Source organism: Aerolutibacter ruishenii (assembly GCF_007830115.1).
GTDB classification, from domain to species: Bacteria; Pseudomonadota; Gammaproteobacteria; order Xanthomonadales; family Xanthomonadaceae; genus Aerolutibacter; species Aerolutibacter ruishenii.
On record NZ_VLKP01000001.1, the window covers coordinates 363,361 to 388,177 of the forward strand.

General features: G+C 68.6%; 27 protein-coding genes. 13 read left to right on the top strand and 14 right to left on the bottom strand.

The features are described 5' to 3' along the window. The first annotated feature begins 63 nt into the window (after positions 1-63). Positions 64-861, top strand: coding sequence for an alpha/beta fold hydrolase (locus IP93_RS01735; RefSeq protein WP_199747031.1), 798 nt, complete (start codon positions 64-66; stop codon positions 859-861). Positions 862-908: 47 nt separating this feature from the next. Here IP93_RS01735 and IP93_RS01740 read toward each other — a convergent pair whose 3' ends face one another. The 4 genes from IP93_RS01740 to IP93_RS01755 all read right to left on the bottom strand — a co-directional run bounded on the left by IP93_RS01740 (position 909) and on the right by IP93_RS01755 (position 5,338). Beyond that, positions 909-2,381, bottom strand: a complete 1,473-nt coding sequence (locus tag IP93_RS01740; protein WP_144811329.1) for an MFS transporter — start codon at positions 2,379-2,381, stop codon at positions 909-911. Then, the gene (locus IP93_RS01745) at positions 2,378-3,661 is read right to left on the bottom strand and encodes an amidohydrolase (RefSeq protein WP_144811331.1); all 1,284 of its coding nucleotides are present in this window, start codon (positions 3,659-3,661) and stop codon (positions 2,378-2,380) included. The genes IP93_RS01740 and IP93_RS01745 overlap by 4 nt, the downstream gene beginning before the upstream one ends. Before the next feature lie 126 nt (positions 3,662-3,787). Beyond that, positions 3,788-4,750, bottom strand: a complete 963-nt coding sequence (locus IP93_RS01750; protein WP_144811332.1) for an aspartyl protease family protein — start codon at positions 4,748-4,750, stop codon at positions 3,788-3,790. 75 nt (positions 4,751-4,825) lie between these two features. Then, positions 4,826-5,338 (bottom strand): DUF3617 domain-containing protein, encoded by a 513-nt coding sequence (locus tag IP93_RS01755; protein WP_158636245.1) that lies wholly within the window; start codon positions 5,336-5,338, stop codon positions 4,826-4,828. A 215-nt stretch (positions 5,339-5,553) separates the two neighbouring features. Here IP93_RS01755 and IP93_RS01760 point away from each other — a divergent pair, with 215 nt between their 5' ends. Together IP93_RS01760 and IP93_RS01765 are read left to right on the top strand one after the other, a co-directional pair. After that, positions 5,554-6,678, top strand: coding sequence for a sensor histidine kinase (locus tag IP93_RS01760; protein WP_144811335.1), 1,125 nt, complete (start codon positions 5,554-5,556; stop codon positions 6,676-6,678). Next, positions 6,675-7,430 carry a LytR/AlgR family response regulator transcription factor gene (locus IP93_RS01765; protein WP_199747033.1) on the top strand — a complete coding sequence of 252 codons (756 nt, stop codon included), beginning with the start codon at positions 6,675-6,677 and terminating at the stop codon, positions 7,428-7,430. Before IP93_RS01760 ends, IP93_RS01765 begins: the two co-directional genes overlap by 4 nt. A 31-nt stretch (positions 7,431-7,461) precedes the next feature. Here IP93_RS01765 and IP93_RS01770 read toward each other — a convergent pair whose 3' ends face one another. Beyond that, complete coding sequence (locus tag IP93_RS01770; RefSeq protein ID WP_144811337.1) at positions 7,462-7,923, bottom strand: DUF3617 domain-containing protein; 462 nt, start codon at positions 7,921-7,923, stop codon at positions 7,462-7,464. 107 nt (positions 7,924-8,030) lie between these two features. Next, complete coding sequence (locus tag IP93_RS01775) at positions 8,031-8,561, bottom strand: M48 metallopeptidase family protein (RefSeq protein WP_144811338.1); 531 nt, start codon at positions 8,559-8,561, stop codon at positions 8,031-8,033. Positions 8,562-8,636: 75 nt separating this feature from the next. Between IP93_RS01775 and IP93_RS01780 the strand changes: the two genes are divergently transcribed. Next, the gene (locus tag IP93_RS01780; protein ID WP_144811340.1) at positions 8,637-9,185 is read left to right on the top strand and encodes a DUF2058 domain-containing protein; all 549 of its coding nucleotides are present in this window, start codon (positions 8,637-8,639) and stop codon (positions 9,183-9,185) included. A 53-nt stretch (positions 9,186-9,238) separates the two neighbouring features. Here the strand turns inward: IP93_RS01780 and arsJ are convergent, their stop codons facing one another. The 8 genes from arsJ to IP93_RS01820 form a co-directional block, all read right to left on the bottom strand. Continuing rightward, on the bottom strand, positions 9,239-10,468 hold the full coding sequence (gene arsJ, locus IP93_RS01785; protein ID WP_144811342.1) for an organoarsenical effux MFS transporter ArsJ: 1,230 nt from the start codon (positions 10,466-10,468) through the stop codon (positions 9,239-9,241). Positions 10,469-10,472: 4 nt separating this feature from the next. Continuing rightward, positions 10,473-11,477, bottom strand: a complete 1,005-nt coding sequence (locus IP93_RS01790) for an ArsJ-associated glyceraldehyde-3-phosphate dehydrogenase (protein WP_144811343.1) — start codon at positions 11,475-11,477, stop codon at positions 10,473-10,475. 130 nt (positions 11,478-11,607) lie between these two features. Beyond that, positions 11,608-11,940, bottom strand: coding sequence for an ArsR/SmtB family transcription factor (locus IP93_RS01795; protein ID WP_425480009.1), 333 nt, complete (start codon positions 11,938-11,940; stop codon positions 11,608-11,610). 150 nt (positions 11,941-12,090) lie between these two features. Continuing rightward, complete coding sequence (locus IP93_RS01800; RefSeq protein WP_144811347.1) at positions 12,091-12,402, bottom strand: AzlD domain-containing protein; 312 nt, start codon at positions 12,400-12,402, stop codon at positions 12,091-12,093. Then, entirely contained in the window at positions 12,402-13,169 is a 768-nt protein-coding gene (locus tag IP93_RS01805) for an AzlC family ABC transporter permease (protein WP_144811348.1), read from the bottom strand. The genes IP93_RS01800 and IP93_RS01805 overlap by 1 nt, the downstream gene beginning before the upstream one ends. A gap of 60 nt (positions 13,170-13,229) precedes the next feature. Then, positions 13,230-14,018: a TSCPD domain-containing protein gene (locus IP93_RS01810; protein WP_144811350.1), complete on the bottom strand. Its 789-nt coding sequence runs from the start codon at positions 14,016-14,018 to the stop codon at positions 13,230-13,232. A 96-nt stretch (positions 14,019-14,114) separates the two neighbouring features. Then, the gene (locus IP93_RS15585; RefSeq protein ID WP_158636246.1) at positions 14,115-14,714 is read right to left on the bottom strand and encodes a hypothetical protein; all 600 of its coding nucleotides are present in this window, start codon (positions 14,712-14,714) and stop codon (positions 14,115-14,117) included. 213 nt (positions 14,715-14,927) lie between these two features. Continuing rightward, a complete protein-coding gene (locus tag IP93_RS01820) occupies positions 14,928-17,081 on the bottom strand; it encodes an adenosylcobalamin-dependent ribonucleoside-diphosphate reductase (protein ID WP_144811352.1) in 2,154 nt (717 codons plus the stop codon). 514 nt (positions 17,082-17,595) lie between these two features. Between IP93_RS01820 and IP93_RS01825 the strand changes: the two genes are divergently transcribed. The 9 genes from IP93_RS01825 to IP93_RS15595 all read left to right on the top strand — a co-directional run bounded on the left by IP93_RS01825 (position 17,596) and on the right by IP93_RS15595 (position 24,750). Next, positions 17,596-19,026, top strand: a complete 1,431-nt coding sequence (locus IP93_RS01825; protein ID WP_144811353.1) for a Do family serine endopeptidase — start codon at positions 17,596-17,598, stop codon at positions 19,024-19,026. Positions 19,027-19,053: 27 nt separating this feature from the next. Beyond that, a complete protein-coding gene (locus IP93_RS01830) occupies positions 19,054-19,416 on the top strand; it encodes a hypothetical protein (RefSeq protein WP_144811355.1) in 363 nt (120 codons plus the stop codon). Between the two features lie 3 nt (positions 19,417-19,419). Further along, on the top strand, positions 19,420-19,986 hold the full coding sequence (locus tag IP93_RS01835) for a phage holin family protein (RefSeq protein ID WP_242006685.1): 567 nt from the start codon (positions 19,420-19,422) through the stop codon (positions 19,984-19,986). A 9-nt stretch (positions 19,987-19,995) separates the two neighbouring features. Then, positions 19,996-20,406 carry a hypothetical protein gene (locus IP93_RS01840; RefSeq protein ID WP_144811357.1) on the top strand — a complete coding sequence of 137 codons (411 nt, stop codon included), beginning with the start codon at positions 19,996-19,998 and terminating at the stop codon, positions 20,404-20,406. A gap of 16 nt (positions 20,407-20,422) precedes the next feature. Then, entirely contained in the window at positions 20,423-21,571 is a 1,149-nt protein-coding gene (locus tag IP93_RS01845) for an AI-2E family transporter (RefSeq protein WP_144811358.1), read from the top strand. 65 nt (positions 21,572-21,636) lie between these two features. After that, entirely contained in the window at positions 21,637-22,341 is a 705-nt protein-coding gene (locus IP93_RS01850; protein WP_144811360.1) for an HAD family hydrolase, read from the top strand. Positions 22,342-22,345: 4 nt separating this feature from the next. Beyond that, a complete protein-coding gene (locus tag IP93_RS01855) occupies positions 22,346-23,716 on the top strand; it encodes a leucyl aminopeptidase family protein (RefSeq protein ID WP_144811362.1) in 1,371 nt (456 codons plus the stop codon). A 150-nt stretch (positions 23,717-23,866) separates the two neighbouring features. Next, positions 23,867-24,442 carry a hypothetical protein gene (locus IP93_RS15590; protein WP_158636247.1) on the top strand — a complete coding sequence of 192 codons (576 nt, stop codon included), beginning with the start codon at positions 23,867-23,869 and terminating at the stop codon, positions 24,440-24,442. Then, positions 24,439-24,750, top strand: a complete 312-nt coding sequence (locus IP93_RS15595) for a transcriptional regulator (RefSeq protein ID WP_158636248.1) — start codon at positions 24,439-24,441, stop codon at positions 24,748-24,750. Before IP93_RS15590 ends, IP93_RS15595 begins: the two co-directional genes overlap by 4 nt. The last annotated feature ends 67 nt before the right edge of the window (positions 24,751-24,817 follow it).

The following is a 24,817-nucleotide window of genomic DNA, read 5'->3' on the forward strand; positions in this document are numbered from 1 at the left end:
CACCACGAACGGCAAGGTGGACGGGGCGATCCCGGCCGGTGCCGCGTCGGCACGATGACCGCCATGTCCCGCGCTCACGATGACCTCTGGATCGACACCGCCGACGGGCGCCTGTTCGCCCGTCGCTGGCATTCCGCCCTGCCGGCGCCGAGCGCTCGCGCGCCACTGGTGCTGTTCCACGACTCGCTGGGCTGCGTCGCCTTGTGGCGGGAATTTCCACAGCAGCTGGCCGACGTGACCGGCCGCGAACTGATCGCCTACGACCGCCTCGGCTTCGGCCAGTCCGACCCGCACCCCGGCCGGCTCGAGCGCGGCTTCGTGCATGACGAAGCCACCGGTGGGTTCGGTGCGGTGCACGCACAGCTCGGACTGGATGGTTTCGTCGCCTTCGGCCACAGCGTCGGCGGCGGCATGGCCATCGCCACCGCGGCCGCGCACCCCGACGCCTGTCGCGCGCTGGTCACCGAGGCGGCGCAGGCCTTCGTCGAGGACCGCACCCGCACCGGCATCCTGGCCGCGCGCACCGCTTTTGCCGCGCCGGGCCAGCTGGAACGCCTGGCGCGATACCACGGCGACAAGGCCGCATGGGTGCTCCACGCATGGATCGACACCTGGTTGGCCGACGACTTTGCCGACTGGCAACTGGACGACGCATTGGGCCAGGTGCGCTGCCCGGCGCTGGTGCTGCATGGCGACCAAGACGAATACGGGTCGACCGCGCACCCACAGCGCATCGGTGCGCGGCTCGGCGATGCCGCCTGCGTGCACCTGCTGCCTGGCGTCGGCCACGTGCCGCACCGCGAGCGCGCGGACGCGGTGCTGGCGCTGGTCAGCGGCTGGCTGGCCGAACACGCCAGGTGACGGCCACGCCTCGGCCGCACTCCTTGCGATGCATCAGCCCGGCGCCGTTATTTCTCCCGCTTGCCCGCCGGAATCGTCAGCAGGATCGAGACGATCGCGCCCACCACCATCAGCAGGTTGAAGCCCAGCGCGACCATCGCCGCCTCGCGGATGGCCATGTTGTCGCTGCGCCCCTGGAAGGTGATCACGCCCTCCAGCCACTGCACGCCGCTCCCGGACGGGCCCAGCGCGGTGAAGATCGCACCGGAGATCGCCACGCCCAGCGCGGCGCCCAGCGACGAGGCCATCTTGTAGATGCCCGCACCGGAGCCGGACTGGTCCATCGGCAGGCTCGACAGCGCCGCGTCGGTGGACGGCGTGGCGTAGAACGCCAGCCCCACGCCGAACAGCGTGTAGGCGACGACCGCCAGCACGCGATAGGTAGCGAGCATCACCTGGGTCGGCATCAGCAGCGCGATGGCCAGGGCGGTGATCAGGCAGCCCCACACCATCGGCTTGCGCGGTCCGAAACGCTGCAACAACTTCTCGCCCACGCGGATGAAGGCGATGATCGCGATGGCGTAACCCAGGGTCAGCAGGCCGGCCTGCTGCGCGCTCAGGCCGCCGCCCATCTGCACCAGCTGCAGCGACACCAGCTGCATGCCGACCGAGGCGTTGACCAGGAAGTTGGAGATGGTCGCGCCGGTGTACATCGGGTTGCGGAACAGCCGGAAGTCGATGAAGGCGTGCGCATTGCCCGCCTCGATGCGAAAGAACGCGATGGCGGCCACGACGAAGGTGATGGCCAGGCCGATGATCGTCGGGCTGCCCCAGCCCAGCGTGCTGCCCTGGGTCACCACCACCTGCAGCGCCAGCATGGCTGCCATGAACGTGATGACCCCAGGCAGGTCGAAGCGGTAGCCCTCCACCGCCGCCGCCTTGCTCTCCGGCGTGCCACGCACCAGCCAGAGGCCGAGCAGCGACACCGCCACCGAGATGAAGAAGATCCAGCGCCAGCCCAGCGACTGCGCCATGTAGCCGCCGAACAGCGCCGCCAAGCCCGAACCGCCCCACGAGCCGATCGACCACAGGCTCACCGCGCGCTGGCGCGCGGGGCCATCCCAGTACGCCTTCACCAGCGCCAGGCTGGACGGCATGATGCAGGCCGCCGACAGGCCCTGGATAGCTCGCCCCACCAGCAGCATCGCCGTGCCCGCACCACCGGCCGGCGCCAGCCCCACCAGCAGCGAGCCGACGATGCCGAGCACGAAGCCCAGCCGCAGGATGCGCATGCGGCCCAGGCGATCGGCGAGGCCACCCATCACCACGACGAAGATGCCGGAGAACAACGCGGCCATCGCCACCGCGTTGTTCATCGTGCCCGCGCTGATGCCCAGATCGCGCTGCATGTCCGGGGCGATGTTGAGCGTGGTCTGCGCGAACAGCCAGAAGGTGACCACGCCCAGGATCATGCCGAACAGCAGGCGGTCGTTGCCCTGGAAGCCGGCGCTGGTTTTCGCGGGGTTGGCCGTCGCGTTCATGCAGCACCGCCACGTGCATCGGCCACCGGTGCGCACAACCACGCCGACGCGGCGCTGAGCATCGCCTGCAGTCCCACCTTCAACGTCGGCTCCAGCACCGGCGCGAAGCGCGGCGAGTGGTTGCTCGGCAGCGTGTTGAGCGTGCCCTCGGCCTTGGCCTTGGCGTGCACCTGCGGATCGGTGCCGCCCACGAACCAGAACACGTACGGCACGCCCCAGGTGCGGCCGAACACGCTGAAGTCCTCGCTGGCCGCCATCGGCTTGCTCTCGAGCGCGTTGTCGCCGAACTGCGCGTGGAACGCTTCGGCCACCCGCGCGGTGGCGTCGCGGTCGTTGTCGGTCATCGGGTAGCTGCTGAGCGTGGTGAACTCCGGCGGGCGCGGCGCGTTGGACGCGTCGCACTCGGCGCAGCAGATGCGCTTCACCGCCTGCAGCATGTGCGTGCGCACGCCCTCGTCGTAGGTGCGCATGTTGAGCTTGATGGTGGCGTCGTCGGGGATGATGTTTTCCTTGGTGCCGGCCTGCAGCGAGCCGATGGTCAGCACCGCGCTGTCCAGCGGCGCGACCTCGCGGGAAACAATCGTCTGCAGGCGCATGACCGTGGCGGCGGCCATCACCACCGGGTCGATCGAGGTCTGCGGCTGCGAGCCGTGCGAGCCGCGCCCGAACAGCTTCACCTTCAGGCTGTCGGCCGCCGACAGGATCACCCCCGGCCGGTAGCTGACCGTGCCGGCCGCGCCCACCATCACGTGCTGGCCCAGCACCACGTCGGCCTTCGGCAGGCCGGTGCGCTCCCAGTCGCCGACCATCGCGCTGGCGCCCTCCGCGGTTTCCTCGCCGGGCTGGAACACGATCATCACGGTGCCGCGCCACGCGTTGCGGGCGTTCGCCAGCACCTGCGCCGCGCCGAGCCCCCACGTCACATGCAGGTCATGGCCGCAGGAGTGCGCCACGCTCACGGTCTGCCCGTCGGCATCGGTGGCGGTGACGGTACTGGCATACGGCAGGCCGGTGTCCTCGGCCATAGGCAGCGCGTCCATGTCGGCGCGCAGCATCACCGTGGGCCCGTCGCCGTTGCGCAGCAGGCCGACCACGCCGGTGACGCCGACGCCGCGGGTGACCGAGTAGCCCAGCTTGTCGAGGTAGTCGGCGGCGATGCCGGCGGTGCGGTGCTCCTGCATCGACAGTTCCGGGTGCTGGTGCAGGTCCTGGTAGATCTCCAGAAGCCGTGGCGCGAGTTGCGCGAAGGCCGGTTCCAGCGCGGCGGTCAGCGGATTCATGCCCGTTCCTCGGTAGATGACCAGTGGGCAGGCTACGCCCGGCCATGTTCACCCCGGGTGACACTGAGTCGGCCGCCCCCATCATCCCAGTACCGCGTGCCACCGGCTTCCGGCTGCCGGGCAAGCCTAGGGCCCGGGTATCCGGTGCTCCAGGATGAGCCGCCCGCGCGCATAGTCGAAAACAACGTTGAAGCGCGACAGGAAACGGGCCCCCAGACGGCCATTCTGGCCACTGGCGATCACCTCCCGCCCCATGGCGTATTCCACTGGCGTGGTCGTGGCGGCGCCGGCCAGCGCCACCTGCACCGGCACCCCCACCGTGTAGCGCGCCAGTCCACCGACGAAGCAGGCCTCGCGCACACGTCCACCGACCGGCGCCTTCACCGCCGGAGTGCTGCCCGGGAACAGCGTCATGTCGATGCCGGCGCCACTGTCCACGTGCAGGCGCGCGGCGTAGGCGGCTTCGCCTGGTGGCGCCACCTGCGCATCGACGAAGGGCTGGCGGCCTTCGATCCGCGCCGGCACCACCCGGCCGCTGCCCGTGTAGCGGTAGGTCGCCGGGTCGTGCAGCGTCACCGTGCCGCGGTCACGGTTGACCTCGACGGTGAAGCGGCGGAACAGGTCGTGGCCGATCACGCCGTTGAACGGCACTGGCTGACGTTGGCCCTTGCAGTCCATGGTCTCGGCGGGGATGGCGAGCGCGGCCTGGTCGGTGAGCGTGACGCCGCCAAAATCGATGGACAGTCCATCCTGCCGCGCACCGATCGGCGCGGCGAGGTTGTCGGCGGCGCCCAAGCGGCGCACCTCGCGCATGTCCAGCCCGAGGTGCGCCGTACGCCGGTCTGCCAGCAACGCCACCACCGAGGCGCCTGTATCGAGCACGAAATCCACCGGCGCATGGCCGTTCACGCGTGCCGGCAGCAGCACCCAGCCGTCGACGTCCTTGTAAGGCAGGGTCAGCGGCAATGGCTGCGTCACCGTGGCCTGGGTACCGTTGTTGGCCAGGTACAGCCGCGCCAGGTCCACCTGGTGGCATGCGACGAGCGGAAACGATATGGCCAACACCATACCGCGGATGCAGTTGCGCATGGTCGAGCCCTCCTCGGGCAATGGATGGCAATGGATGGCGTATGCGTCGCGGGCGACGCCGTTGCGGCGACCCGCTCAGTCCTTGTCGCTGCCGGCCGGACATGCGGCCGCGATCCGGCGACTGGACAGCACCATGTGCGTACCGACCGGCCCGGCACCGGGCGCGACCACCATGCTCATGCGCATGTCCATCGTCATCGCCGTTGGCGAATAGTTGCCGCTCTGCTTGAGGCTGGAGCGGATGCCGTCGTTGTTGCACGTACCGGCAATCGCAAACCGTCCGCCGCCGATGCTGCGCTGGGTGAAGCGGCAGTTCGCATCGTCCATGATCTCGGCCAGACGACGCTCCAGCGACTCCTGCTTCGCCTCGGCCGGCGTCACGCATTCGCGTGAGGTCTCGGTGCCGGGGCCGTCCTCCGGGTAACGCACCTGGGTCTCGTACAGACCAGGCAGGAACGTCACTTCCGCAGCCGCGGCATGCGCGGTGAACAGCGCGGCGAAGCCCAGCAGGGCGCTGATCAACGCCGCCTCGTTCATCGGGCGGGGCCCGATGGCGTTCTCGTGGTGGCACTGCACGCTCGGCATCATGGTTCGTCTCCTCGGGTGGCCCGGCGGGCCGCATGGCGCGTCGATGGAGGGGATGCTAGGCGTGCACCTGGCGCCGGGCGAGCAGAACTCGACCAGAGCACGCGGCCTGTCGACCGGTACCGGATGCATCGACAAAAACCGGGAATGGCGCGACGAAATCCGCGCGTCCACAGCGCCATTTCGCTAAGGTGGGTCCATTGCAGCAGGGGGGCCTGATGGCACGGTTGAGCGCGGACACACGGCAGGCGGCCTGGCTGGCCATCAGCGTCTGGACATTGTCGTGCGTCCTGTTCGTGCTGCCCACCTACTTCAGCGCAGGCGAATTGCCACCTGCCTTCCTCGAGCATGTGGGCGTGCTGTACCTGGTCGGGATCGCCCTCACCTCGCTGGTGCACCTGACGGCCGTACGCGCGCGGCAATGCCCGCTGGCCACCAAGATGATCGCCATGGTCGCAGCCGTGCTGGCCGCCGCCGCGCTGCTCGGCGTCGCGGATTTCCTCGCCACGTGGTGGCTGCGGCTGGGGGCGCGCGACGACCCGTTCGCCACGCTGGGCCGTTCGCTCAACAACGTCATCGGCTTCGTCTGGCTGTACGGGTTGATCGCCGCCATCCTCGTGATCATCCAGGCCAACCGCACGGTGCGCGAACGCGAGCGCGAACTGGCCGATGCGCGCGCAGCCGAGATCGAGGCACGCGCGCTGGCAGCCAGGGCCGAAGCCGCCGCCAGCGCGGCACGGCTCGCGGCGCTGCGCTACCAGCTCAACCCGCACCTGCTCTTCAACGCGCTCAACGCGGCCTCGTCGCTGGTGGTGACCGGGCGCAACGAGCAGGCCGAGGCACTGCTCTCCAAGCTGTCCGCGTTCCTGCGAACCACGCTGGTCACCGACCCGGCCAGCACCGTGAGCGTGGCGCAGGAGCTGGCCACCATCGAGACGTACCTGGACATCGAGACCGTGCGCTTTGGCGAGCGGCTGCGGGTGGTGCTGGACTGCCCACCCGAACTGGAGGACGCGCAGGTGCCGAGCTTCATCCTGCAACCGCTGGCGGAGAACGCGGTGAAGTACGCGGTGGCGCCGACGCGCGACACCGTGACCCTGCACATTGCCGTGGCACGCGAGGGCGACGACCTGGCGATCTTCGTCGAGGACGACGGCGCCCCCATCAAGGCCGCCGGCGTGCGCGGCGGTACCGGCGTGGGCTTGGCCAACGTCCGCCAGCGCCTGGCGGTGCTGCACGGCGAGCGTGGCACATTGCACGCAGCGCCCCTCCTCCGCGGCTATCGCGCGACGCTGCGCCTGCCGCTCGCACAAGCCCATGCCATCACGCTGGAGGCTCCATGAGCCGGCTGCGCGTGCTGCTGGTGGATGACGAACCGCTGGCGCTCGACCGGCTGTTGGCGCTGCTGCAGCAGCTGCCCGACGTGGAGGTGGTGGGCACCGCACGCGACGGGCAGGAGGCCAGCGAGAAGATCGCCACCCTGCAGCCAGACCTGGTGCTGCTCGACATCCAGATGCCGGAAAAGTGCGGGCTGGCCGTGGCCGCCGACCTGGCCACCGGCCCGCGCCCGGAGATCGTCTTCGTCACCGCCTTCGAGCAGTTCGCGCCGGACGCCTTCGAGGTGGACGCCACCGACTACCTGCTCAAGCCGGTGCGCTTCGACCGGCTGCGCCAGGCCGTGGAACGCGCCCGGCGGCGTCGCGCCCTGCAGGACATCGCCGCCGCCAAGCCTGCCGAGGTCGAAGCCGCGGGGCAGTACGAGCAGGCTATCTGGGTACAGGTGCGCAACGGCTCACAGCGCGTGCCGGTGGACAGCATCGACTGGATCGAAGCAGCGCGCGATTACGTGATGCTGCACACCGCCACGCGTAGCTACATCCACCGCGTCACGATGAGCGCGCTGCAGCGCCAGCTTGATCCGGCTGGACTGGTGCGCGTGCACCGCTCGGCGTTCGTCAGGCTCGGCCTGGTGACCGCCGTGCAGCGTCAGGGCAACGGCGGCATGGTGCTCACCCTGCGCGATGGGGCCTCGGTGCCGGTGGGGCCCAACTACGCCGATCCGGTCAGCGAACAGCTGGGGCTGGCCAAGGGTTGAGCGTTCCGAGGGCACCGAGGCGGAGCAACCCTCACTTTTTGTCGGTGCCCGCCGGGCAGGCCGCGGCGATCCGCTTGCTCGACATCACCATGCGTACGTCCACAGGCTTAGTACCCGGCGCGGGCACCATGCTCATGGTCATGTTCATCGCCATCGCCGTCGGCGAGTAGGTACCGGATTGCTTGAGGGTTGAGCGTACCCCGCCGTTGTTGCATGTGCCTGCAATGGCAAACCGGCCGCCGCCGATGGTGCGCTGGGTGAAGCGGCAGTTCGAATCGCTGACGGTCTCGGCCAGTTGCTGCTCGAGCGATTCCTGCTTGGCCTCCGCTGCCGTCAGGCATTCGCGTGACGTCTCAACCTCGGGGCCCTCGTCGGGATAGCTCACCTTGAACTCGTACAGCCCCGGCAGGAACGTCGCTTCTGCGGCTGCGGCATGCCCGGCGAACAGGGCGACGACGCCGAGTACGCAGCTGATTACTGGTTTCGTATCCATTCCTTTTCCTTTCCTCAATCTTGCCGATGGCCCTGCGGCCTTGGCGGGCGGAGGATGCTAGCAACGCCCCTGGTCCGCGCTGGAGTGCATATCGGCAGGGGTACTAACTACCCAGGATTGGTTGCCGCGCGGCCGGGGCTGGCCAGGGACTGAACCTCCAGCTGCGTCAGGTACAACCGCAGATCAAACTCCAACTGGTGGTAGTCCGGCTCCATGTGCGTGCACAGCTGGTAGAACGCCTTGTTGTGCTCGGCTTCCTTCAGGTGCGCCAGCTCGTGCACCACGATCATCCGCAGGAACGCCGCGGGCGCATCGCGGAACACGCTGGCGATGCGGATCTCGCGGCTGGCCTTGAGCTTGCCGCCATGCATCCGCGAGATGGCCGTGTGCGTGCCGAGCGCGTGCTTCATCACCTGCAGCTTGCCGTCGTAGAGCACCTTGCCCAGCGGCACCGCCTTGCGCAGGTGGCGATCTTTCAGCTCCTGGACATAGGCGTACAACTGGCCGTCGTTGCGCACCGCGTGGTCGTCCCGGTACTTGTCGGCCAGTACCGCGCCCAGCCGGCCCTGCGCAATCAACTCGTGCACGCGCGCCTGCAGGTGCGGCGGGTAACCGGCGAGGTACTTCAGGGGCTGCATCGGCGGCGGGCGCGACGGCGGGTGGTGGGGACGACGGGTATCATGGGCCGGAAACCCTGAACACGAAACCGCGACATGGCGAAGGCGAATCCGCTCCAGGAACAACTGCTCAAGGCTGGCCTGGTCAAGAAGTCCAAGGTGGCCGAGGTGGCGCGCGAGCAGAACAAGGCCCGGCATGCCAAGGGGCCGGCCGCACCCAACGAGATCCAGCTTGAGGCCGAGCGCGCGCGGGCCGAGAAGGCCGAGCGTGACCGTGCGCTGGAAGCGGAGCGCAAGGTGCAGGCGCGCACCGCGGAGCTAAGGGCGCAGGCGCGGCAGATCATCGAGGACCGCAAGGTGCCGCGTTCGGGGGAAAGCGAGTACCGCTTCACCGCCGATGGCGCCATCCGCACGCTGCTGGTCAATGACGACTTGCGCAGGCAGTTGTCGACCGGCGCGCTGGTGATCGTCAGCCTGGGGGATCGCTTCGAGTTGCTGCCGCGCGTGGCCGCGGACAAGGTGCGCGAGCGCGATCCCGGCATGATCGTGGTCGACCACGGGCAGGCTTCGGAGCCTTCGCCCACCACATCCGAAGATGATGCGTATTACGCCCAGTTCCAGGTGCCGGACGACCTGGTCTGGTAGCCACCCGCCGTCGGCGTTGACCACTGCGGCGACGGTCGCATCATCGGCAGCACTCAGGTCGCCAGGCCGGGTAGCGCATTCGTGTGCCGGGGCAACGCCAGCGGCAGCAGGGCGGCAATCCCCACCAGCACCGCCGATAGCGCCAGGCAGGCTTCAAGACCCGCCACCTGGAACACCCAACCTGACAGCACCGTGCCCAACAGGCGGCCCAACGCATTGGCCATGTAGTAGAAGCCCACGTCGAGTGATACCCCGTCCTCAGTGGCATGGCTGACGATCAGATAGCTGTGCAGCGACGAGTTGATCGCGAAGAGCACCCCGAACACCAGCAGGCCCACGATGAGCACGGTCTGGGCCGGGAGCTCCCGTGCCAGCATCGCCGCCATCACCGCCGGAACGACCGCGAGCACGGCCGCCCAGGCGAATGCCGTCCGACCATCGGGCAGCCTGCCGCTGCCGCGCCCGGTGAAATACGGCGCCAGTGACTGCACCACGCCGTAGCCGATCACCCACGCGGCCAGGAACCCGCCCACCTGCCAGAAATCCCAACCCAGTGATTGCGCCAGGAACACCGGCAAGGCGACCACGAACCAGACGTCGCGTGCACTGAACAGGAACAACCGGGCCGCCGACAGCAGGTTGATTGCGCGGCTCTTGGAGAACAGGTCGCGGAACTTCGGCTTGTTCCTGGCCTTGCCCAGATCCCGCTTGAGCAGCATCAGGCTGAGCACCCACACCACCGCCAGCGCGATCGCCATGGCGGCAATGGTCGCCCTGAAACCGATCAAGGTCAGCAACGCGCCGCCCAGGAAGAATCCGATGCCCTTCAGCGCGTTCTTCGAGCCGGTGAGCGCGGCCACCCACCGGTACAGCATGCCCTGCTGGTCGCCCGGGACGAGCAGCTTGATGCTGCTCTTGGCGCTCATCTTGTTCAGGTCCTTCGCGATGCCCGACAGCGCCTGCGCCGCCATCACCCAGGGCACGGTCAACAGCGCCGCCGGCACCAGCAGCATTGACAAGGCGACGACCTGCATCGCCAGGCCGAGGTTCATCGTGCGGTTGAGGCCAACGCGCGCGCCCAGCCAGCCCCCGAACAGGTTGGTGATGACGCCGAAGATCTCGTAGAAGAGGAACAGCATCGCCACCTGCAACGGCGAATAGCCCAGCTGGTGGAAGTGCAGCACCACCAGCATGCGCAGCGCGCCGTCGGTCAGGGTGAACGCCCAGTAGTTGCCGGTGATCAGCAGGTACTGGCGGACGTCTGGCGACAAACGCGCGAGCATCGGCTCAGCCCGCCCGTCCGACCAGTTGCACCAGTTCGGCGGTGCGGTTCACGTAGCCCCACTCGTTGTCGTACCAGGCGTAGATCTTCACCTGGGTGCCGTTGATGACCATCGTCGACAGCGCATCGACGATGCTCGAGCGCGGGTCGGTCTGGAAGTCGATCGACACCAGCGGACGCGTCTCGTATCCCAGGACGCCCTTGAGTTCGCCCTCGGCCGCATCGCTCAGCAGTTGATTGACCTCCTCGACCGTGGTCGCGCTCTCCACCTCGAACACGCAGTCCGTCAGCGAGGCGTTGGTCAGGGGCACGCGCACCGCGTGGCCATTCAGGCGTCCCTTCAGTTCCGGGAAGATCTCGGCGATGGCCGTGGCCGAGCCGGTCGAGGTCGGGATCAGGCCGCTGCCGCAGGCACGGGCACGGCGCAGGTCCTTGTGCGGGGCATCGACGATGACCTGCGTGTTGGTCAGGCTGTGGATCGTGGTCAGGCTGCCGTGGCGGATGCCCAGGCCTTCGTGGATGACCTTGACCACCGGCGCGAGGCAGTTGGTCGTGCACGACGCCGCGGACACGATGCGGTGCTGCGTGGGATCGAACCGCGCGTGGTTCACGCCCATGACCACGTCCAGCGTACCGGGCGACTTGACCGGCGCGGTCACCACCACGCGCTTTACGCCCTGGTCGAGGTACGGCTGCAGCACGTCGGGCTTGCGGAACTTGCCCGAGGCCTCGATCACCACGTCGCAGCCCGACCAGTCGGTGGCGGCGAGTTCCCTGTTGCGGCTGACCGGGATGCGGACGCCGTCGATGAGCAAGGTGTCGCCCTCGCTGCGCGCCTCGCGGTCCCAGCGTCCGTGCACGGAATCGAAGTTCAACAGGTGCGCCAACGTGGCGGCGTCGCCGGCCGGGTCATTGATGTGCACCCACTGCAGGTCGGGATTGCCCCAGGCGGTGCGCAGGGTGAGGCGACCCATGCGGCCGAAGCCGTTGATGCCAACGCGGATGCTCATGTTCTGCTCGTGGTGGTGGTAAATGGAAGTTGGATGGCCACCATGGTTGCGCCGGCGTAGCCTGGTGGGTTGAACTGCGCTACGCGCCGGAACGGCACCAGACCGGACACCTTGGTCGGTGCCGGCGCACTCATGCGGTTCGCTTCCTGGCGGGCACCCGCACCTCGGGTGCGCACTTGCCCGGATCGCCGCCACAGCAGTTCCGGGTCAGGAAATCGACCAGCCCCTGCATTTCCTGGAAGTTGGCGCGATACAGGATGTTGCGGCTGCTCCGCTCGGCCTCGATCAACCCGGCCTGGGCGAGGTTCTTGAGGTGGAACGACAACGTCGCCCCGGGCAGATCGAACTTCTGCACCAAGTCACCCGGACAGGCACCCTCGGGCCCCAGCTCGACGAGGTGGCGGAAGATGCCCAGTCGCGACGGGTTCGCCAGCGCGGCCAGGGCAGTGACAGCGGCACTCATATCCATATTTTTAGTATTATCGAAATAATACGGGGACGCAACGCCGCGACGCATACGTCCACCGACGCCCATGCGGGGCAGATCCGGTCCGGGCTGGCAGGGACACGTCCCACACTGGGCGCCTCCCTAGGTGGCGCCACGGCGAGCCGGTCAGCCCATCCCCATGGCACGGGCCAGCGCGGCCGCTGCAGCGCCCACCACCACGACCCCCAGGAACGGCACGCGCAACCAGAGCGCGACGCCGGCGGCCACCAGTGCGAGCGTGCGCGCATCGAAAACGAGTGCCTGGCCGGCGCTGAACGCATTCATCGCGGTCAACGAGGCCAGCAACCCAATGGTCAGCGTGCCGGCCACCCGCGTCATGCGCGGGTTCTGCAGCCACTGCGGCGGCACCAGGTACCCCGCCAACTTGGTGGCGTACGCGGCCGCGCTCGCGAGCAGGATCCACCCCCACAGCGACATCAGGCGCTCCCCTTGGGAGTCCCGCGACCGGGGTCTTGTGCAGCGCTGTCGTCTACGCGCTCGTAGTCCGCCGGGTCGACATCCGGCTCCAGCCCCTCGTCCGCCGGGCCACGGCTGAACCAGCCCCACAGCGCCGCGACCACGGCGGCCACCAGGATCGGGACCCCCGGCGGGGCCAGCGGCACCGCCAGCATCGTGACCACGGCGCAACACACGGCGATGGCGGCCGCTTCGCGGGCACGCAGGCGCGGCCAGAGCAGCCCGAGGAACGCCGCGACCGCAGCGCCATCCAGCCCCCACTGCCTGGGATCGCCCAGCGCGTCGCCCAGCACCGCGCCGACCGCCGTGAACAGGTTCCAGAGCACGAACACGCCCAACCCGGCGGTCCAGAAACCGCGTCGCTGCTCGTCCGCCTCGACCTGGCCGGCGGCGGTGGCGGCGGATTCGTCGATCGTGACGTGCGCGGCCGCGAGCCTGCGCCAGCCTTGCGGCTTCAGCATCCGGTTCAACTGCATGCCGTAGACCGCGTTGCGCACGCCCAGCAGCGTGGCGGCGCCAAACGCCGCCGAGCCGGTGCCACCGCCCGCGATGACCCCGATGAAGGCGAACTGCGACCCACCGGTGAACATGAGCAGGCTCAGCGCCATGGTCTGCCAGATGTCGAGTCCGGACGCGACGCCAAGCGCGCCGAACGAGAGGCCGTACAGGCCCGTCGCCAGCGCGATCGAGAGGCCGATCTTCACGGCATTGGACTGTCGCAGGTTCATGCGTGGATTGGGAGCCGGGCCCGCGAAAGCCCCTTCCCTGCGAACTTCAACCGCCCGTCCTCACCCGCACTTGCTGTAGCCGCAGTTGAGGCAGGTCGCGCACCCATCCATGATCACCACGGCCTTCTGACTGCACTTGTGGCACATGGTGGCCGACGGCGGGAACGAGGCACCTTCGCCGGTGACCTCAACATCCTCGCTGCGCGGCGCCTCGGCCACCCTCGGCTCAGGGAACAGGTCGGTTACATCAGAGTTTTTTTTTGAGCGGTCTTCGTACGCGCGGCGCTTCTCGGCGATCAGCGCGCGCTGCTCCGGACTCATCTCCGGGTCGTGCAGCATGCCGATCGACTTGAGGTGATCCTCGACAATCGCGCCCAGCTCGGCCACCAGCGACGGCATGTACACGCCGCCGGCCTTGAAGTAGCCACCGCGCGGGTCGAACACGGCCTTCATTTCCTCGACCACGAAGGTCACGTCGCCGCCCTTGCGGAACACGGCGCTCATGATGCGGGTCAGCGCCACGATCCACTGGAAGTGGTCCATGTTCTTCGAGTTGATGAAGATCTCGAAGGGGCGGCGCAGCTCGTGCTCGGTGCCGGCGTTGAGCACGATGTCGTTGATCGTCACGTACAGGGCGTGCTCGAACAGCGGCGATTTGATCTTGTAGGTGCTGCCGATCAGGATTTCCGGGCGCTCGATGCGCTCGTGCATCTGGATGACGTTGTCGGCCGGGGCCTCGGCGGCCGGCGCGGCGCTCTTGGCGGCCTCCGCCTGGGCCTGCTGCTTGGCCTTGTCCTCCGGCGTCACGACGCTGTAGCCCTTGATTTTCTTGTCGATCTTGACGGCCATCGGCCCTGCTCCTGGTGCGGTATTGCGGTGGTGTCGCATTGTTGGGTGGTCCGGGCCTCCCCTGCCAGGCAGGGGAGGTTCGGTACCGGGACGTGCTTACTTCCTGGCAGCCTTCTTCGCGACCTTCTTGGCGGGGCGCTTGGCGACCTTCTTCGCAACCTTCCTGGCTGGGGCCTTCTTGGCCACTTTCTTGGCCACTGCCTTGCGCGCGGTGGCCTTCTTGGCGGCGGCCTTCTTCGCCACCTTCTTCACCGCCTTCCTGGCGGCGGTCTTCTTTGCAGTCGCCTTCCTGGCCGCCTTCTTCACTGCCTTCTTGGCGGCGGCCTTCTTGGCAGTGGCCTTCTTCGCCACCTTCTTGACCGCCTTCTTGGCGGCCTTCTTCACCGCGACCTTCTTGGCGGTGGCCTTCTTGGCGGCCTTCTTCGCAGCCTTCTTGGCGGCGGTCTTCTTGCCGGTGGCCTTGGCCTTCAGCACCTTGGCCTCCTTCTTGGCGGCGGCGCTGGCGCTGGCGAGTTTCTTCTTCGCCGTGCCGACCGCCTTCTTGGCGGCCTTGCGCGCCTTGGTCGCGGTCTTCTTGACCTTGGCCACGGCATCTTCGGCGGTGCTGGCGATCGCGGTGCCGATGTTGCTGGCGGTTTCCTTCACGTTCTCGGCGGCCTGGTTCAGGGTCGCCGTCACTCCATTACCGTTGCTCATGCAGCCCTCCTTGCGGGCATCTATGCGTACAGACGTTGGGTGTTACCGGAGCGATGCTATACCTGCTGCGCGCGCAACGCGCCGTGAAGCGCGCCGCCTGCGGGGCCAACAACGTGACCGCGGAACCGGCCCGGTTTCCGCGCGGGGCGATGCGTCCGCCCCCACCGTGATCCGCAAGGATCAAGACTTGCCCGGCATCGGCGTTTGCCGATGTCAGAACTTGCCGTAATAACCTTCCTTCAGCGCGTCGAACAGGTTGGCGGCGGTGTGCATCTCGCCGTCGTACTCGATCTGCTCGTTGCCCTTGACCTCCAGCACCGTGCCGTCTTCCAGCTCGAAGCGGTAGGTGGTGTTCTCCAGGTCCGCTTCCTTGACCAGCACGCCCTGGAAGGCGGCCGGGTTGAAGCGGAACGTGGTGCAGCCCTTCAGGCCCTGCTGGTGGGCGTAGGTGTAGATGTCCTTGAAGTCTTCGTACGGGTAATCGGTCGGGACGTTCGCGGTCTTGGAGATGGAGCTGTCCACCCACTTCTGCGCGGCGGCCTGCACGTCCACGTGTTCCCTGGGCGTGATGTCGTCGGCGGCGATGAAGTAATCCGGCAGCGCGGCGGCGGCATCGTCGGCGAACGGCATGGCCTTCGGGTTGACCAGCTCGCGGTACGCCAGCAGCTCGAACGAATAAACGTCCACCTTCTCCTTCGACTTCTTGCCTTCGCGGATCACGTTGCGGCTGTAGTGGTGCGCGAACGAGGGCTCGATGCCGTTGGAGGCGTTGTTGGCCAGGCTCAGCGAGATGGTGCCGGTCGGGGCGATGGAGCTGTGGTGGGTGAAGCGGGCGCCGACCTCGGCCAGCTCGTCCACCAGTTCCGGGGCCACTTCGTGCACGCGCTGCATGTAGCGGCTGTACTTGGCGTGCAGCACCTTGCCTTCGATTTCCTGCCCGACCTTCCAGCCGTCCTTCACCATCTCCGGGCGCTTGCGCAGCATCTCGGCGGTGACGGCGAAGCGCTCTTCCATGATCGGCGCCGGGCCCTTCTCCTTCGCCAGCTCCAGGCCCATCTCCCAGCCGGCGACGGCCATCTCGCGGGCGATGCGCTCGGTGAACTCGCAGCTCTCCCTGGAGCCGTACTTCATCTGCAGCATGGTCACGGTGCTGCCCAGGCCCAGGAAGCCCATGCCGTGGCGACGCTTGCGCATGATCTCGTCACGCTGCTGCTGCAACGGCAGGCCGTTGACCTCGACCACGTTGTCGAGCATGCGGGTGAACACGCGCACCACTTCCTTGTACTCCTCCCAGTCGAACTCGGCCTGGTCGGTGAACGCGTTGCGCACGAACTTGGTCAGGTTGACCGAGCCCAGCAGGCACGCGCCGTACGGCGGCAGCGGCTGCTCGCCGCACGGGTTGGTGGCGCGGATGTTCTCGCACCACCAGTTGTTGTTCATCTCGTTGACGCGGTCGATCAGGATGAAGCCCGGCTCGGCGTAGTCGTACGTCGAGACCATGATCATGTCCCACAGGTGGCGGGCGCGGATGTGGCCGTAGATCTTGCAGGCCACCAGGCCGTCGTCGCGGGTGATGTAGTTCTTGTGCGCCGGCCAGTCGCGCCACACCACTTGCGCGGCATCGTTGAGATCGATGTCGCCCTGCTCCTTGATGTTGACCGGGAACACCAGCGGCCAGTCGGCGTCGTCGTGTACCGCGTCCATGAAGCCGTCGGTGATCAGCAGCGACAGGTTGAACTGGCGCAGGCGGCCGTCCTCGCGCTTGGCGCGGATGAAGTCCTTCACGTCCGGGTGCGACACATCGAACGTGCCCATCTGCGCGCCGCGGCGACCGCCGGCCGACGACACGGTGAAGCACATCTTGTCGAAGATATCCATGAAGGACATCGGGCCGGAGGTGTACGCGCCGGCGCCGGCGACGAACGCGCCGCGCGGACGCAGCGTGCTGAACTCGTAGCCGATGCCGCAGCCGGCCTTCAGGGTCAGGCCGGCCTCGTGCACCTTCTCCAGGATGCCGTCCATGGAGTCCTCGATGGTGCCGGACACGGTGCAGTTGATGGTGGAGGTGGCGGGCTTGTGCTCCAGCGCGCCGGCGTTGGAGGTGATGCGGCCGGCGGGGATGGCACCGCGGCGCAGCGCCCAGGTGAAGCGCTCCTGCCAGTACTGCTGCTTCTCGGCGGTCGGCTCGGCCTCGGCGAGCGCCTTGGCCACGCGCTGGTAGGTGCCGTCGATGTCGGCATCAATGGCCTCGCCGGTCTTGGTCTTGAGCCGGTACTTCTTGTCCCAGATGTCCGTGGACGCGGGTTGCATCGGGATGTCTTTGGCTGTGGTGACCATCTTTACCGCCTCGAGGCGCACGGTGCTCATGCCTGTCCTGTCTCCGTGATTGTGGTCGTGGAGGGCATCCACAACCATGGTTTCTTGTTTTCGTCGCCCCGACAGAAACCCGTCGACGCGCGTGCCCGCGGCTGCGTCATCCACGCCGCGGCTACTGCTGGTTTTGTGGGCCAAAGGCCATGCTTGCTTCGCTCATGCGCCAATCCCCATGGCTGCCTTACCGATCCAAGCGAACCCCTAAAACTGGGATTCCCCGCCAACCCGACCACAAGATGTAGTGGGCCGCGACGGCATTCGAAACTACCCCCCACCCCGAGGGAAGTCAACGGCTTTTTCATGTCGGTCGCGTATTGACTTTGCTGTCGCGCAGACGGAGCAGGGGTTGGCGCGCGAACGGGCATTTTTCCCGGTGCTGGCGCAGGCAGTGCATCGCGTCACGGCCGGCCCCTTCAGCCCCGATTGCAGCATCCGATTCGAAACTGAATGACAACCGCTTATTGTGGGCGCATCGCCCATGCCCCCGTCCTCCACCGACGCAACGCCGATGAAGACCTCCACCAAGACGCTGCTCGCCCTGTCCCTCGCCGCCACCTTCGGCGGGTTTGCCGCCACCGCCATCCGCGAAGGCCTGCGCACGCCGGCTGAAGCCGAACCGCTTCCAGCCGCCTCGACGCCGATGACCGCCGTCCTGCCGGCGTCGGTGGGCAACCAGACACTGCCCACGCTGGCGCCGATGCTGGCGCGGGTCACCCCGGCGGTGGTCAGCGTGCACACCAAACAACGCGTTCGAGTCAGCCCCTTCGGCAGCGATCCGATCTTCCGCCGCATGTTCCCCGAGTTGACCCAGGAGCGGATCAACGAGTCGCTGGGCTCGGGCGTCATCGTGGATGCGCAGCGCGGGCTGGTGCTGACCAACCACCACGTGATCGAAGGCGCCGACGCGGTGTCGGTGACGCTGGCCGACGGGCGCACGCTCAAGGCCGACTTCATCGGCTCCGACGCCGATACCGACATCGCGGTGATGCGCATTCCCGCCGACAAGCTGCAGGCGCTGCCGCTGGGTGATTCCAATGCGCTGCGCGTGGGTGACTTCGTGGTGGCGGTGGGCAATCCGTTCGGCATCGGCCAGACGGTGACCTCGGGCATCGTCTCGGCCATCGGGCGCAGCGGCCTGCGCGGGCTGGGCTTCCAGAACTTCATCCAGACCGATGCATCCATCAATCCGGGCAACTCCGGCGGCGCGCTGGTCAACCTCAACGGCGAGCTGGTCGGCATCAACACCGCCAGCTTCAACCCGCGCGGCAGCATGGCGGGCAACATCGGGCTCAGCTTCGCCATCCCCACCAGCCTGGTGCGCAACGTGATGGACCAGCTGGTGGCCACCGGCGAGGTGCGCCGCGGCACGCTGGGACTGGAGACGCAGGACCTGGATGCACGCCTGGCCGCCGGGCTGGGCGCGGCCGATGCGCGTGGCGCGGTGGTCACCCGGGTGTTTGGCGGCAGTGCGGCCGCCACCGCTGGCCTGCGCCCCGGCGATGTGATCACCGCGGCCAACGGCGAGCGCGTTGACGGTCACGATGCGCTGCGCAATTTCGAGGGCCTGCAGGCGGTGGGCAGCCGCATCACGCTGGACGTGCTGCGCGATGGCAAGCCGGTCAAGCTGACGGCGACGCTGCACGAGCAGCCGCGCGCGCTGGCGGGCGCCGACCTGGACACGCGCCTGGCCGGCGCCACCTTCGCCGAACTGCCCGAGCGCCTGCGCCAGGCCGGTGAGCGCGGGGTGCTGGTGGAGGCGGTGGCCCGCGGCAGCCGCGCGGCGCAGAATGGCCTGCAGGCCGGTGACCGGATCGTCGCGGCCAGCACCGGCGAGTTCGAGGATCTGCCGGGCTTCCGCGCCGGCTTCACACGCGCCCCGGCACAGTTGGTGCTGCGCATCGTGCGAGGCAACCAACGCGGCGACCTGCCGATGCGCTGACCCCACACCACGTAAGGAGCCGTAAGGATGAGCCCGAACGCCACCGATTCGATGAAGTCCAACCTTGGCGAGGCCGGCGGCCAGCTGCGCCAGGCTGCGGCCGATGCCGGCAGCGCCATCAAGGAGGCCGCCAGCGCGGCCGGCGCCGAACTCAGGGTAGGCAAGGCCAACGTCAAGGCCGACCTGGCCGACAGCGCGCTGGCCGGCATTGCCGCGGCCGAAGACGCCGGCGGCGCCGCCCGCGAGCAGGTGGACGCCCTGATGGACAAGGGCCGCGACCTGATCGACAGCGCCGCGGAGCTGATCCGCGAGCGGCCGCTGGCCTCGTTCGGCGTGGCGTTTGCCGCGGGCTGGATCATCGCCAAGCTGGCCCGCAGCGGCGACAAGTAAGCCATGGGTGCCAGCGGGACCGGGGACGACCGCGCCACACCCAACGATCCTGGCACGGGCCCCGCGCCCGGCTTGGACGATGCGCTGCGCGACATTGGCGACACCGGCAAGGCCACGCTGAAGGCCTCGGTGGATGCGGCCAAGGCCTTCCGCACGCTGGTGCTGGCGGACATCTCGCTGGCGCGCAGCGCGTTGGGTCGCGCGCTGGCCTTCACCGGCGTGGCGATCGCCTTCGGCGCGTCGGCGTGGCTGCTGCTGATGGCCGCGCTGATCGTGTTCCTCAGCAACGGGCTTGGCTGGTCGTGGACACTGTCGTTGCTGCTCACCGCGTTGCTCAGCCTGGCGATCACCGTGTTTGGCGGCTGGAGCGCGATACGCTATTTCGAACACACCCGCCTGCAGGCCACGCGGCGCCAGCTGGCGCGGCTGGGCATCGGCGAGCTGGCCGAATTCACCCCCACGCCGGGCTCGCCCGAGTCCACCCGCGAGGCAACCGAAGCCGCGCCGCCGGAGACCCCCGCGGGCGAGCCGGCGAAGGACAAGCGCGGCGTGGACATCACTCCGCCCTGAGGACCCTGCATGGGATTCGAGCAGCTCATCGAAAAGGTGCACCAGGCCGAGGACGCGCTGGAGTCGCGCGAGCGGGCAGTGGTGGCGCACGTGCGGCACGTGAAGGCGTCATGGCGGTCGGCGTGGACGCCGGGACGGATCGTGGTGGCGGGGCTGGCCAGCGGCTTCCTGGTCGGCCGCGCGCGCCCGCTGCGCGCGGCGGGCGATGGCGGGCAGTGGCTGCAGATGATTACGGCGCTGTCTGGCCTGCTGGCCAGTGGCAGCGCGCAGGTGGCCGCGCAGAGCGCCGACGAAGCGGCGACCGAGGCAAGCCAGGCCGCGGCGGCGGCGGCACCGGAGGCAGCCATCGCCGGCGCCACACGCGTATCGCCCACATCCGCTTCATCCCCCGGCGCTGACCCTGTTCATCCCGACGCCTGATCGACCGCGGCCCGCCATGCCCAATCCGCCTTCCTCCGGCACCAACCCTGATGCCCTACCCACGTCCGGGCAGGATGACCAGCGCCCTGCCCCGCCCACCGCTGCGCAAGCCGAACTGCCGGCCCGGCCGCGCTCCAGCATGGCGGCGATGGTGCTGGCCACGCTCGCCATCGGCTTCACCCTGTGGGCCACGCAGGGGCTGGTGCTGCCGATCCTGCTGGCGATGTTCTTCGCGCTGGTCGGCAATCCGATCATCCGCGGGCTGCAGCGACTGTACTTTCCCCGGTTTCTTGCCGCACTGGTGGTGTTGATCGGCGGCATCGCCATCACCGTGCTGCTGGGCAGCCAGCTGGTGGAACCGGTGGGCGACTGGATGCGCGAGGTGCCGCGCGAGATGCGCAGCGTGGCGCCCAAGCTGCAACGCATGGTCAAGCCCGTGCAGGAAGCCAACAAGGCGGCGGAGAACATCGCCCGCGCCGCCGGCGGCGAGAGCACGTCCAAGCCGGTGCAGGTGGTCAAGACCGAGGCCAACGACCCGTACAAGGCGCTGACCACCACGCCGCGCATGGCCGCGTCGGTACTGGCGGTGGTGCTGCTGACGTTCTTCTTCATGGTGTACGGCGAGAACCTGCAGAAGAAGGCGCTGGCACTGCTGCCCGGCCGCCAGCAGCAGAGGCTGACCGTGGAGATCCTGCAGTCCATCGAACGCGAGATGTCACGCTACGTGCTGACCATCAGCGTGATCAATGGCGTGGTCGGCCTAGTGTTTGCCGGCGCGTTGATGCTGCTGGGCGTGCCCATGCCCGAAGCGCTGATGTGGGGCACGATGGCCGCGCTGCTCAACTTCGCGCCGTACGTGGGGCCGCTGATCGGCATCATCGTGATGCTGCTGATGGGCTTCGTCACCTTCGACGACATCTGGCAGTCGCTGCTGCCGGCCGGCATCTACCTGCTGCTGCATACGCTGGAAGGCCAGATCATCACCCCCATCGTGCTGGGCAGGCGCATGGCCATCTCGCCGCTGATGCTGATCCTGGCGCTGATGGTGTTCGGCTGGCTGTGGGGCTTCATCGGCCTGTTGCTGGCGGTGCCATTGCTGGTGTGCGTGAAGCTGGTGCTGGAGCGGGTCGAAGGCCTGGAGGGCTGGGCACGGTTGCTGGAGTGAGCCCCAATCGCCGATTGATGCCGGCCGGCCCGATGGCGGCCGCCGCCGCAGGGTAAAATGGCAGCGTGAGCTTCCCCGTCCACGCCATCACCTTCGATCTCGACGACACGCTGTGGCCCATCGGCCCGGCGATCAACCGCGCCGAGGAGCAACTCGACACGTGGATGAAGCTGCACGCCCCGCGCAGCTTCGCCTGCTGGCCGCAGTCCAAGCGCCGCAAGCTGCGTGAACAGGTCGACCGCGAACGCCCGCACTTGGCCCACGACATGACCGTGCAGCGCCAGTGGATGCTGGAGCGCATGCTGGCCGAGGCCGGCGACGACGTTGCCCTGATGCCCGCTGCCTACGAGGCGTACTTCGCCGGCCGCTGCGACGTGAAGCACTACGGCGACAGCGTGCCCGCGCTCGACCGCATGGCCGCGCGCGTGCCGCTGGCGGCGGTCAGCAACGGCAACGCCGACCTGGCACGTATCGGCCTGATGCACCTGTTCCGCTTCCAGCTGGGCGCACGCGAGCACGGCAAGGCCAAGCCGTCGCCGTGCATCTTCCACGCCGCCTGCGCGCAGTTGGATGTCGCGCCGATGCACGTGCTGCACGTGGGCGACGACCCTGACGCCGACGTGGTCGGCGCCCATCGCGCCGGCCTGCGCACCTGCTGGATCAACCGCGAGTCGCGCCGCTGGACGCGCCGCGACGTGCAACCTGACCTGCAATTCACCAACCTTGCCGCGCTGGCCGACTGGCTGGACGCGACGCACCCCACGAGTTGACCCCATGACCCTGCCCACCGGCTTCACCGACGTTTCCGCCTCCGCCCTGCCGCTGCACGTGGTAAGCCGCACCGACTTCGCCGCCTGGCGCGATGCGCAGCCCGCGCACGTGGCCGCGTGGACGCAGGCACAGGGCTTTGACGGCAGCGCCGGCACCGCGCTGACCCTGCCCGGCGCCGACGGCGCACTGGCCGCCGCGGTGATCGGCGTCGGCGACGCGCTGGACCCCTACGCCTACGGTCACGCACCGGCCGCGCTGCCGGTGCGCGCGTGGGCGCTGACCACCGCGCTGGTGCCCGAGCAGCGGGCCGCGCTGCAGCTGGGCTGGGGCCTGGGCAGCTACCGCTTCAGCCGCTACAAGCAGCCGCTGCGCCAGCCCGCGCAGCTGGTGCTGGACGGCGACACCGCCGAACTGGGCGACGTGCTCGCCGCGTGCCTCCGCGTGCGCGACCTGGTCAACACCCCCACCGAGCACATGGGCCCCGACCAGCTGGAGCAGGTGGCCTGCGAGATCGCCGAGCGCCACGGCGCGAAGATCGAAGTCATCAGCGGAGATGACCTGCTGGCGAAGAACTTCCCCGCGATCCACGCCGTCGGCCGCGCCAGCCACCGCGCGCCGCGCCTGGTCGCGCTGACCTGGGGCGAGGCTTCGCACCCGCACGTCACCATCGTCGGCAAGGGCGTGTGCTTCGACACCGGCGGCCTGGATCTCAAGCCGGCCGACGGCATGCGCAACATGAAGAAAGACATGGGCGGCGCCGCGCACGCCATCGCGCTGGCCGAACTGGTGATGGCGCGCAAGCTGCCGCTGCGCATGACCCTGCTGGTGCCCGCCGTCGAGAATGCCGTCGGCCCCAACAGCTACCGCCCGGGCGAAGTGATCGCCACGCGGGCCGGCGTCAGCGTGGAGATCGACAACACCGATGCCGAAGGCCGCGTGGTGCTGTGCGATGCGCTGACCTACGCCGGCGAGCAGAAGCCGGCGCTGCTGCTCGACTTCGCCACCCTGACCGGCGCGGCGCGCATTGCGCTGGGCCCGGACTTGCCGGCGCTGTACAGCAACGACGACGCACTGGCGCAGCAGTGGCTGGATGCCGGAGTGCAACTGCGCGACCCGCTGTGGCGCATGCCGCTGTGGCGCCCGTACTGGCGCTACCTCAGCAGCGGCATCGCCGACATCGCCAACGGCGGCCCGTCGAAGATGGCCGGCAGCGTCACCGCCGCGCTGTACCTGGAGCGCTTCGTGCCCGCCGGGCAGAAGTGGGCGCACCTGGACGTGTACAGCTGGAACGATGCCGACCGCCCCGGGCGCCCGGCCGGTGGCGAGGCGCAGGGGCTGCGCGCGGCGTATGCGCTGTTGAAGGCGCAGGCCTGAAGCACCCGCGCCGCTGAGCGGCAGCCCATGGATGACTTCGGGTGACTCCCGTGCGGCCACAGGGCAGTGGTCGTCACGGTACAGGTTGACAACTCTGTATTTCAGAGTACTTTACATTACGTCAACCGACCCATTCGCAAGGAGCCCGCCATGCCCCACGCCGACCGCCTGCAGCAGGACCTGGACTACCTTTCCCGCACCGTGCGCCACCGCGAGCGCCCGGTCGGCACCCCTGCGATCTACTTTCTCTGGGCGCTGATCGTGCTGGTCGGGTTCGCCCTGCCCGACCTCGCCCCACGGGTCGCCGGTGCCTACTGGTGCGTCGTCGGCATCGGCGGCGGCCTGCTCAGCTGGTGGCTGGGCGCGCGCGACGCGCGCGTCACCGGCGTCAGCGATCCGGAACTGGGCAAGCGCTACGGCTACCACTGGCTGATCGGCGGCATCGGCTTCCTGCTTGCTGCGCTGCCGGTGGCACTGGGGCGCGCGCCGATCGAATCCGCGGTGGGCACGTTCATGCTCGTAGCCGGCCTCAGTTACGCGTTCGCCGGGCTGCATCTCAATCGCCCGATCCTCTGGAGCGGACTGCTGATGCTGGCCGCCTACGGGGTGATGGTGGTGGCCCAGCCGCCGTATGCCTGGACGTTCACCGGCATCGCGATTGCCGCCTCCCTGTTGTGGGCTGGCCTGTCCGCGCAGCGTCAGCGCAGGGCCGGGGCACTGCAGTGAAGGCGCTGGAAGGCCTGGACGCCGCACTGGAACACCGGGTGCGGCTGGCCATCGCCGTGCTGCTGGCGCGCCATGGCGAGATCAGCTTCGCCCGCTTCAAGCAGCAACTGGAGCTCACCGACGGCAACCTCGGCGCGCAGCTGCGCAAGCTGGAGGACGTGGGCTACCTGGCGCTGCGTCGCGACTTCGCCGACCGCAAGCCGGTGACCTGGTACTCGCTGACCGACGCCGGCCGCGCCGCGCTGGAGCGCCACCTGCAGGCGCTGCAGCACGTCATCGCCCAGGCGACCGGCACGCCGATGGCATGACGCCCTCGCAGCCGCGACGGCAAAGGACTGACTTCCGGCAGGATGGCGACGCCACGCGATCACCGTC

Bases quoted from the DNA above. Each gene is read 5' to 3' on its own strand.
- IP93_RS01855 (WP_144811362.1), top strand. From the start codon at position 22,346: ATGACCCTGCCCACCGGCTTCACCGACGTTTCCGCCTCCGCCCTGCCG.
- IP93_RS01740 (WP_144811329.1), bottom strand. From the start codon at position 2,381: ATGAACGCGACGGCCAACCCCGCGAAAACCAGCGCCGGCTTCCAGGGC.
- IP93_RS01750 (WP_144811332.1), bottom strand. From the start codon at position 4,750: ATGCGCAACTGCATCCGCGGTATGGTGTTGGCCATATCGTTTCCGCTC.
- IP93_RS01795 (WP_425480009.1), bottom strand. From the start codon at position 11,940: ATGAGTGCCGCTGTCACTGCCCTGGCCGCGCTGGCGAACCCGTCGCGA.
- IP93_RS15585 (WP_158636246.1), bottom strand. From the start codon at position 14,714: ATGAGCAACGGTAATGGAGTGACGGCGACCCTGAACCAGGCCGCCGAG.
- IP93_RS01780 (WP_144811340.1), top strand. From the start codon at position 8,637: ATGGCGAAGGCGAATCCGCTCCAGGAACAACTGCTCAAGGCTGGCCTG.
- IP93_RS01800 (WP_144811347.1), bottom strand. From the start codon at position 12,402: ATGTCGCTGTGGGGGTGGATCCTGCTCGCGAGCGCGGCCGCGTACGCC.
- IP93_RS01790 (WP_144811343.1), bottom strand. From the start codon at position 11,477: ATGAGCATCCGCGTTGGCATCAACGGCTTCGGCCGCATGGGTCGCCTC.
- IP93_RS01760 (WP_144811335.1), top strand. From the start codon at position 5,554: ATGGCACGGTTGAGCGCGGACACACGGCAGGCGGCCTGGCTGGCCATC.
- IP93_RS01845 (WP_144811358.1), top strand. From the start codon at position 20,423: ATGCCCAATCCGCCTTCCTCCGGCACCAACCCTGATGCCCTACCCACG.
- IP93_RS01835 (WP_242006685.1), top strand. From the start codon at position 19,420: ATGGGTGCCAGCGGGACCGGGGACGACCGCGCCACACCCAACGATCCT.
- IP93_RS01805 (WP_144811348.1), bottom strand. From the start codon at position 13,169: ATGAACCTGCGACAGTCCAATGCCGTGAAGATCGGCCTCTCGATCGCG.
- IP93_RS01775 (WP_144811338.1), bottom strand. From the start codon at position 8,561: ATGCAGCCCCTGAAGTACCTCGCCGGTTACCCGCCGCACCTGCAGGCG.
- IP93_RS01840 (WP_144811357.1), top strand. From the start codon at position 19,996: ATGGGATTCGAGCAGCTCATCGAAAAGGTGCACCAGGCCGAGGACGCG.
- IP93_RS01755 (WP_158636245.1), bottom strand. From the start codon at position 5,338: ATGATGCCGAGCGTGCAGTGCCACCACGAGAACGCCATCGGGCCCCGC.
- IP93_RS01820 (WP_144811352.1), bottom strand. From the start codon at position 17,081: ATGAGCACCGTGCGCCTCGAGGCGGTAAAGATGGTCACCACAGCCAAA.
- IP93_RS01810 (WP_144811350.1), bottom strand. From the start codon at position 14,018: ATGGCCGTCAAGATCGACAAGAAAATCAAGGGCTACAGCGTCGTGACG.
- IP93_RS01825 (WP_144811353.1), top strand. From the start codon at position 17,596: ATGAAGACCTCCACCAAGACGCTGCTCGCCCTGTCCCTCGCCGCCACC.
- IP93_RS01745 (WP_144811331.1), bottom strand. From the start codon at position 3,661: ATGAATCCGCTGACCGCCGCGCTGGAACCGGCCTTCGCGCAACTCGCG.
- IP93_RS01765 (WP_199747033.1), top strand. From the start codon at position 6,675: ATGAGCCGGCTGCGCGTGCTGCTGGTGGATGACGAACCGCTGGCGCTC.
- IP93_RS01735 (WP_199747031.1), top strand. From the start codon at position 64: ATGTCCCGCGCTCACGATGACCTCTGGATCGACACCGCCGACGGGCGC.
- IP93_RS15590 (WP_158636247.1), top strand. From the start codon at position 23,867: ATGCCCCACGCCGACCGCCTGCAGCAGGACCTGGACTACCTTTCCCGC.
- IP93_RS01830 (WP_144811355.1), top strand. From the start codon at position 19,054: ATGAGCCCGAACGCCACCGATTCGATGAAGTCCAACCTTGGCGAGGCC.
- arsJ (WP_144811342.1), bottom strand. From the start codon at position 10,468: ATGCTCGCGCGTTTGTCGCCAGACGTCCGCCAGTACCTGCTGATCACC.
- IP93_RS01770 (WP_144811337.1), bottom strand. From the start codon at position 7,923: ATGGATACGAAACCAGTAATCAGCTGCGTACTCGGCGTCGTCGCCCTG.